Origin of the sequence: Rhodoferax sp. UBA5149, from assembly GCF_002413825.1 — a bacterium.
Taxonomy (GTDB): Bacteria; Pseudomonadota; Gammaproteobacteria; order Burkholderiales; family Burkholderiaceae_C; genus Rhodoferax.
This window is the reverse complement of sequence record NZ_DHXT01000235.1, coordinates 4,376-12,177: the sequence shown is the minus strand read 5'-3', so window position 1 is coordinate 12,177 and position 7,802 is coordinate 4,376. Positions and strand designations below refer to the sequence as shown.

Sequence of the window (7,802 nt, the reverse complement as noted above, 5' to 3'; positions counted from 1 at the left end):
TTGATGCGCATCCTGCTGGCTGAAGATGACCCGATGTTGGGCGATGGCCTGCGTGCCGGCTTGCGCCAGCTTGGCTTCCAGGTGGACTGGGTGCGTGACGGCGTGGCCGCCGAGCGCGAGTTGGCGAGCGGGGACTATACGGCGGCCGTGCTGGACCTCGGCTTGCCACTGAAGGACGGGCTGGACGTGCTGCAGGCCTTGCGGGCCCGCAAGATCACCACCCCGGTGCTGGTATTGACCGCGCGTGACGCCGTGCCCGACCGTATCCGCGGCCTGGACCTGGGGGCGGATGACTATGTCGTCAAGCCGGTGGATCTGAATGAACTGGGCGCGCGCCTGCGTGCTTTGGTGCGCCGCGCGCATGGCCAGATGCAGGACGTCTTGCGTTGCGGCACGGTGTTGCTGGACCCGTCCGCGCGGCAGGTCAGCCGGGATGGCGAGGCTGTAACGCTGTCGACCCGTGAATTCGATTTGTTGCACGCCTTGATGCTCAATGCGGGTCGCGTCATGTCGCGCGAGCAGCTGGAGCAGCAGCTGTACAGCTGGGGCTACGAAGTCGACAGCAATGCGATCGAGGTGCACATCCACCATCTGCGCCGCAAGTTGCACGCGGACGTGATCCAGACCGTGCGCGGCATTGGCTACACCGTGCCGCGCAGTCAGGAGCCCCTGTGAAATTCTTGCGACCTCTGGCTTCCTTGCAGGCGCGCCTGCTGGTACTGGTGTTGGGCTTGGTGACCGTCGTATGGCTGGGGGCCGCGTTGCTGACGTGGTACGACGCGCGCCATGAACTGGGTGAGTTGCTCGATGGCCATCTGGCTCAGGCGGCCGCTTTGCTGGTGGTGCAGCAGAGCAAGGCCGATGGCGATGGCGATGAAGATGACGACGATGGCGTGGCGGACGCGCCGTCGCTGCACAAATACGCCCCCCAGGTGGCCTTTCAGGTGTTTCATGAAGGGCGTCTTGTGTCGCGCTCGGTCAATGCAGGCACGACGCCGATGTCCACCAAGTCCAGTGGCTTTGTGACGGTGCGACTGCCCGACGACGCCCAATGGCGGGTGTTTGCGGCACGCGGCGCCGAACGCGATGTGCAGGTCTATGTGGGGGAGCAGACAGCCTCCCGCAACGGGATTCTCTGGGCTGTTTTACGCAGCGTACTTCTGCCCCTGGTCTTTGCCTTGCCACTGCTGGCCCTGGCAGGCTGGTGGGCCGTGCGGCGGGGTTTGTCTCCCTTGCGTCAACTCAGCCATGTACTCGGCCACCGGCAGCCGCAGGCCCTGGAGCCGGTCGTGCTCGGGGACATGCCTTCGGAAATGCGCCCGCTGGTGCAGGCACTCAATGAGCTGTTCGAGCGCATCGGCCGCATGATGGCGTTCGAGCGCCGCTTCACGGCCGATGCGGCGCATGAACTGCGCACGCCGATTGCAGCCATCCGCGCCCAGGCGCAAGTGGCTCTGGGTGCCGGTGCCGATGCAGCGCAGCGCGACCATGCGCTGCAGACCACCCTGGCCGGTTGCGACCGCGCGACGCGGCTGGTTGAACAATTGCTCATGCTCGCGCGCCTGGAGGCCACACCTTTCAGCGCGGCCGAACCGGTCCTCACCGTGGATTTGAGCGCGGTGGCGCGTCGCGTCGCGGCCGACCTGGCGCCCGCCGCGCTAGCGCGTCATCAAACCCTGGAACTGGTTGCCAAAGCGCCTTGCGTGGTGGCGGGCGACGACATGCTGGTCGCGGTGCTGGTGCGCAACTTGATCGATAACGCCATGCGCTACAGCCCGGAGGGCGCGCAGATCCAGGTGTGCGTGGCGACCGAGTCCGGGCAGCCCCAGCTGCGGGTGGAAGACAGTGGCCCTGGCATGACGGAACCAGAGATGGCCCGCCTGGGTGAGCGTTTTTACCGCGTGCTGGGCCATGCGCAGCCGGGCAGCGGCCTGGGCTGGTCGATTGTCAAAAGGATTGCGGATGTCTTCGGTGCCCAGGTTCGGATGAGCCGCTCCGACCTGCTGGGCGGGCTGGCGGTCACCGTGCGCTGGCCGGTGCAGCGGACAGCTTGACCGATCGCCCGAAAGCTGACTCGGCGACTTCGAACCAGGCACACCGAGGTCGGCTCGCAGCCCTGGGTTTTCGAACGGCGACGTAGGTCAAAATCAGGCCATGCAATTTCAAAAAATCCTTGTCCCGCTGGCCAGCGTGATTCTGGTCGCTGCTGCCTATCGGTCCTACGCCTGGGGTGGTGTCGCCGTCGCAATGGGCATCCTGGTGATGTGGCTGCTGCTGCATTTCACCCGCATGATGCAGGTGCTCAAGCGCGCGGCCAACCGGCCCATCGGCTACGTGGGCAGCGCGGTCATGCTCAATGCCAAACTCAGGCCGGGCGCCACTTTGTTACACGTGGTGGCCATGACCAAGGCGCTGGGTGAGCTCAAAAGCCCCAAAGGCACTCAGCCCGAACTCTATCGCTGGACCGACGGCACACAGTCGCATGTAAGCGCTGAATTTAGTGGCGGCAAGCTGAAAAAATGGGCGCTGGTTCGGCCGGCGCCCGCAGCGGATGCCGCCAACGGTTCCCCCGTCAATCCGGCCCCGTAAAATCAGCGTTTTGCAAGACCTGCATCCGCCTATCTTTAAGGAACCCCCGATGAGCCCCCTACCCCCCTCCATGTCTGACCGCGACGGCAAAATCTGGATGGACGGCCAGATGGTGGACTGGCGCGACGCCAAGATTCACGTGCTGACCCACACCCTGCATTACGGCTGCGGCGCCTTCGAGGGCGTGCGCGCCTACAACACGGTCAACGGCACGGCGATTTTCCGGCTCGAAGAGCACACCGAGCGCCTGTTCAACAGCGCCAAAATTCTGCGCATGAAACTCCCGTTCAGCAAAGAAGAGGTGAACGAAGCGCAAAAAGCCGTGGTGCGTGAGAACAAGCTCGAATCCTGCTACCTGCGCCCGCTGACCTGGATTGGCGACCAGAAACTGGGCGTCAGCCCCAGAGGCAACACCATTCATTTGATGGTGGCCGCCTGGCCCTGGGGCGCCTACCTGGGCGAAGAAGGCATGCAGCGCGGCATCCGCGTCAAGATCTCCAGCTATACCCGCCACCATGTCAACATCACCATGACGCAAGCCAAGGCGGTGAGCAACTACACCAACTCCATCCTGGCCAACATGGAAGCCACCGACGATGGCTACGATGAAGCCATGCTGCTCGACGCCAACGGTTTTGTGTCCGAAGGCGCGGGCGAAAACCTGTTTGTGGTCAAGGGCGGCGTGGTCTACACGCCGGACCTGTCAGCCGGCGCCCTGAACGGCATCACCCGCAACACCGTGTTCCACATCTGCAAGGACCTGGGCCTGGAGGTGGTGCAAAAACGCATCACGCGTGACGAGGTGTATATCTGCGACGAAGCCTTCTTCACCGGCACCGCCGCCGAGGTGACGCCGATTCGCGAGCTGGATCGCATCGAGCTCGGCAGTGGCTCGCGTGGCCCGATCACCGAAAAAATCCAGAGCGCGTTCTTTGACATCGTCAACGGCCGCAACCCCAAATACGCCCATTGGCTGACGAAAATTTAACTTGAAACCTTGCGGGACAGTCCGCAGCCGCGCAGCGGCAAGCGCTGTCCTCAACTACCTAGGAAAATGATGAGCAACGCGACTATTGAACTGCTGGCCAAAGACCTCAACGACCAGGGTGGCATGTACTGCCCCAGCCCGCTGGCCAACATGAAGATCTGGGACGGCCATCCCAAGGTCTACCTGGACGTCGGCCTCAGCGGACAGGCCAAGTGCCCGTACTGCGGCACCGTCTACAAACTGAAGGCTGGCGAACACTTCGCCGGGCATTAAAGAATTGGGGTCAGAACCCAATTCTTTGATCATCGCGCCCCAGTGGATTGGGGATGCGGTGATGACCGAGCCACTGCTGCGCCGATTGAGCGCGCGCGGCGAACGCCTCACGGTCGGCGCCCTGCCCTGGGTGGCGCCCGTGTACCGGGCGATGCCGCAAGTGGCGGAGGTCATCGAGTTTCCGTTTGCGCATGGCGGCCTGCAGTTCAAGGCACGGCGCAGTCTGGCCAAACAGCTCGAAGACCGGTTTGACATCGCCTATGTCTGCCCCAACTCGCTGAAAAGCGCCCTGCTGCCATTTCTGGCCAGCATCCCGAAACGGGTCGGCTATCTGGGCGAGGCGCGGGTGGGCCTGCTGACGCACCGCCTGAAAAATCCGCCCAAGGAGCGGCGCCCGCCAATGGTTGCGTTTTACTCGGCGCTCAGCGGCGAGGCCGATGTCGCCGCTGACCGGCCGCAGCTGCAGCTGGACCCGGCCGAGGTCGACCGGGCGCTGGCCACCATGGGCTTGCGACGCCGCGGCTATTACGTGTTTGCACCGGGCGCCGAATACGGCCCCGCCAAACGCTGGCCAGCAGCCCATTTTGCCGAACTGGCCCGGCGTCTTGACCTGCCCGTCGTCTTGCTGGGCTCCAGCAAAGAATTCGAGCTGTGCCACGAGATCGCCGCACCGGTGAACGCCGAGCAAGCCGGAAAATGTCTTAACTTTGCAGGGAAAACGTCGCTAGCCCACGCATTCAGTGCGATAACCGCTACAAAAAGCATAGTAAGCAATGATTCCGGTCTGATGCATGTGGCAGCCGCCTTTGGCGTCCCCCAAATCGCCCTCTTCGGCTCCAGCAGCCCACTGCACACGCCGCCGCTGAATGACCAGGCCACCGTGCTGTGGCTCAAGAACAATGCCAGCTACCAGCCCCCCCTGGACTGCGCGCCCTGTTTTGCGCGCGTATGCCCGCTCGGGCATACGCGTTGCCTGGTGGACATCTCAGCGGCCGACGTGCTACAAAATATATAGCTTATCGCGTCCTAGCCACGAGGGCCAGAGCCATATTTTGTTCAAAAAAAAGCCACCCGAGGGTGGCTTTGTAAAAGTCCCCGAAAGGACGTCGTTGGAACTTTGAAATGCTTGAGTACCCATTTATGGACTGGGCTCCAACACTTGATCACTGTGACAGCAGCTGGTGCAACTTTACCCAGCATCGCGCCTTAGCGCTATCCCACATTTGGGGGATACGGACCCCTTTTTTTGCAAGAAACTGTAACTTTTTGAGACATTCACGTCTTATTGTCTGACGCCAGCGGCAACTGGACCACAAAACAGGCACCACCCTCGGGGCGATTTTCGCAATACACGGTGCCGCCATGACGCAGCGTGATGGATTTCACCAAGGCCAGACCCAACCCGACGCCGCCATCACGCTCGGTCGCGCCAGGCAGACGGTAAAAAGGCTCAAAAATGCGTTCGCGCAACTCAGCCGGCACGCCAGGACCGCGATCACAGACCCGGATCACGGCCTGGCCATCCGTCTTGCCCAGTGTCACGCGGATGTCGCCCACCGCATGGCGGCGCGCGTTTTCCAGCAAATTGCGCACCACCCGGCGCAGCAACTTGGTCACGCCCTGCACCGGCAAGGCCAACGCGCCTTCGGGTGCCGCCAAGTCATGCGCCAGCTGCACGTCCAGCTCGGCGTCCACCCGCGCGCACTCCTCCGCCGCCAAGCCCACCAGATCGACCGGCTCAATCGTGCCCAGGTCGGCCTCACGGGCATCGAGTCGGCTGGCCAGCAGAATCTCTTCGATCAGCTGATCCAGCTCGGCAATGCTGCGCGAAATCTCGTTCTTGAAAGCCGGGGACGATGGCTCGCCCATCAGCTCCAAGCCCATGCGAATGCGGGTGAGCGGCGAACGCAGCTCATGCGAGGCATTGGCCAGCAGCGATTTTTGCGACGCCAGCAGCGACTCGTGTGACTTCACCAGGGTCTCAATGCGTTCGGCAGCGCGATTGAAACGTGTCGCCAGAAAGGCCACCTCGTCCTGTCCGGCCTCGGGGACACGAATCGACAGGTCACCTTCACCCCATTTCTCAACCCCGTTTTGCAGCAGCTCCAGGCGGCGCGTGAGCTTGCGAATAATCGGGTACGTCGCCAGCGCCACGGCAATCGCCACCAGGGCCAGTGTCCAAAAAAACCCGTACGGGGGCCGGATCCAAAACGCACTCGGCGGGCGCGGCAAGTGCATGTGCATCGTCTGCCCATCCTGCATGCGCACCACGAACTCGGGGCCAGTGCCATACTGGCCGCGCGGACCAAACCGTGATGACCTCGCTTCGGGCTCACCCGCAGGGCGGTCCCCCAGCGCCGCGCCGGACGGATGCAGCGGGCGCGAGTGGCCATTGCCAATGATTTGTCCGGCTTCGTTGCGGATGACCACGTCGCGCAGCGGCGGCTCGGCGGCGAGCCGCCAGGCCCAGCCCACCATGAAGGTCAGCACGGCGACGGCCAGCACCACGGCCAGCCAGATACGCACATAGAGTTTTTTGAAAAACATGCTCAGTCTTGCTGACGGGCGAACACGTAGCCGACGCCGCGCACGGTGAGAATGCGCTTGGGATTCTTGGCGTCGAGCTCGATGGCGGCGCGGATGCGTCCCATGTGCACGTCAATGGAGCGGTCAAAGGCGTCGAGCTCACGACCGCGCACGGCTTCCATGATTTGGTCACGCGTGAGCACCCGGCCAGCACGTTCGGCCAGGGCCACCAGCAGATCAAACTGGTACGAGGTTAAATCGCAGGCTTGGGCACCGACGCAGACGGTACGGGCGTCGCGGTCAATCTCCAGTGTGCCAAAACGCAATTGACGGCCGACCTGGGGGGCGCCCTCCACGTGGCGTCGCAGAATGGCGCGAATGCGCGCCAGCAGCTCGCGCGGCTCGAACGGTTTGGGCAGGTAGTCATCGGCACCGATTTCCAGTCCGATAATGCGATCCATCGGGTCGCCCTTGGCTGTCAACATCAGCACCGGCACCTGGGCCAGGGCGCCGGGCAGGGCGCGGATGCGGCGGCACACTTCCAGGCCATCCATATCGGGCAACATCAGGTCCAGTATCACCAGATCGGGCGGCGCGGCCTGCACGGCTGCCAACCCGGTTTTGGCGTCGCCCGCATGGCTCACGGCAAACCCGGACTGCCCCAGGTACTCGCCCACCATTTGCGCCAGGCGGGTGTCGTCTTCGATCATCAACAGGTGTTGGCTCATGGGGGCAGTCTATCGCGAGGTGCCGAGCAGCGTGTGCGTGCTGCCTGTAGGCTCTGTAAAGTTTGGTAAATACCGTGCGGCTGGGTCGAAAAAGACCGATTGAAACAGGTTTTCGGATTGACGGTTGCTATCAATTAATGAGCACAATAGCGCCATTTCACAGGGGCTTTCTGGATATTTAATGCTCATTGCCTGAGCCGCTGCAGGCGCCAAAGCAGCAGCAATAGCAGCAGGGGCGGGACTGCGGTCAGGCCGGTGGCCACGAACGCCGTGGCGTAGGCGCCGAGGAGTCCGTGGGTGGGCGTGAGTGTTTCAACCGCAATCCCGGAGAATCCCTTCAGGAACTTGCCGAGCAAAGCGTACGTCGAGGACAGCATGGCGTACTGGGTGGCGGTGTAGCCGAGGCTTGTCAGGCTCGACATATAGGTCACCAGGGCAACGCCGGCGAAGGACTGGGCAAAAGTGTCGAGCGTCATCACCGAGGCGAAAATTGCTGTGCTGGCGTTGACGCTGAGCAACGCGAATGCCGCCGTGCCGAAGCCTTCGAGCACCAGCCCTGCGATCAGCGTCGGCAACAAGCCCAGCCGCACGGCGCTGAGGCCGGCGGCAGCGATGCCAAGGAAAGTGGCGATCAGGCCGAAGGAGCCGCGCACCCAGGCGACCGTGTCCTTGGAAAGCCCGAGGTCGTGGTAGAAAGG

At 63.1% G+C, this 7,802-nt stretch carries 8 protein-coding genes and 1 pseudogene; 6 read left to right on the top strand and 3 right to left on the bottom strand.

Annotated features, from left to right (window positions below; translation table 11 throughout):
• Window positions 1–3: 3 nt before the first annotated feature.
• The 6 genes from B3V69_RS20560 to waaF all read left to right on the top strand — a co-directional run bounded on the left by B3V69_RS20560 (window position 4) and on the right by waaF (window position 4,865).
• Window positions 4–675 (top strand): winged helix-turn-helix domain-containing protein, encoded by a 672-nt coding sequence (locus tag B3V69_RS20560; protein ID WP_296449681.1) that lies wholly within the window; start codon window positions 4–6, stop codon window positions 673–675.
• A gap of 5 nt (window positions 676–680) precedes the next feature.
• Window positions 681–2,054, top strand: coding sequence for an ATP-binding protein (locus tag B3V69_RS20555; protein ID WP_414707589.1), 1,374 nt, complete (start codon window positions 681–683; stop codon window positions 2,052–2,054).
• A 100-nt stretch (window positions 2,055–2,154) separates the two neighbouring features.
• Window positions 2,155–2,589, top strand: coding sequence for a glycerate kinase (locus B3V69_RS20550; protein WP_296449648.1), 435 nt, complete (start codon window positions 2,155–2,157; stop codon window positions 2,587–2,589).
• A 49-nt stretch (window positions 2,590–2,638) separates the two neighbouring features.
• Window positions 2,639–3,577 (top strand): branched-chain amino acid transaminase, encoded by a 939-nt coding sequence (locus tag B3V69_RS20545; RefSeq protein WP_296449645.1) that lies wholly within the window; start codon window positions 2,639–2,641, stop codon window positions 3,575–3,577.
• A 69-nt stretch (window positions 3,578–3,646) separates the two neighbouring features.
• Entirely contained in the window at window positions 3,647–3,850 is a 204-nt protein-coding gene (locus tag B3V69_RS20540; RefSeq protein ID WP_296449642.1) for a zinc-finger domain-containing protein, read from the top strand.
• A 25-nt stretch (window positions 3,851–3,875) separates the two neighbouring features.
• Window positions 3,876–4,865: a lipopolysaccharide heptosyltransferase II gene (waaF, locus tag B3V69_RS20535; RefSeq protein WP_296449639.1), complete on the top strand. Its 990-nt coding sequence runs from the start codon at window positions 3,876–3,878 to the stop codon at window positions 4,863–4,865.
• 260 nt (window positions 4,866–5,125) lie between these two features.
• Here waaF and B3V69_RS20530 read toward each other — a convergent pair whose 3' ends face one another.
• From B3V69_RS20530 to B3V69_RS20520, 3 genes and pseudogenes are all read right to left on the bottom strand, one after another.
• Complete coding sequence (locus B3V69_RS20530) at window positions 5,126–6,397, bottom strand: sensor histidine kinase (protein WP_296449636.1); 1,272 nt, start codon at window positions 6,395–6,397, stop codon at window positions 5,126–5,128.
• A 2-nt stretch (window positions 6,398–6,399) separates the two neighbouring features.
• Complete coding sequence (locus B3V69_RS20525; RefSeq protein ID WP_296449633.1) at window positions 6,400–7,104, bottom strand: response regulator transcription factor; 705 nt, start codon at window positions 7,102–7,104, stop codon at window positions 6,400–6,402.
• Window positions 7,105–7,289: 185 nt separating this feature from the next.
• Window positions 7,290–7,802, bottom strand: a pseudogene (locus B3V69_RS20520) (hypothetical protein); the annotation flags it as partial.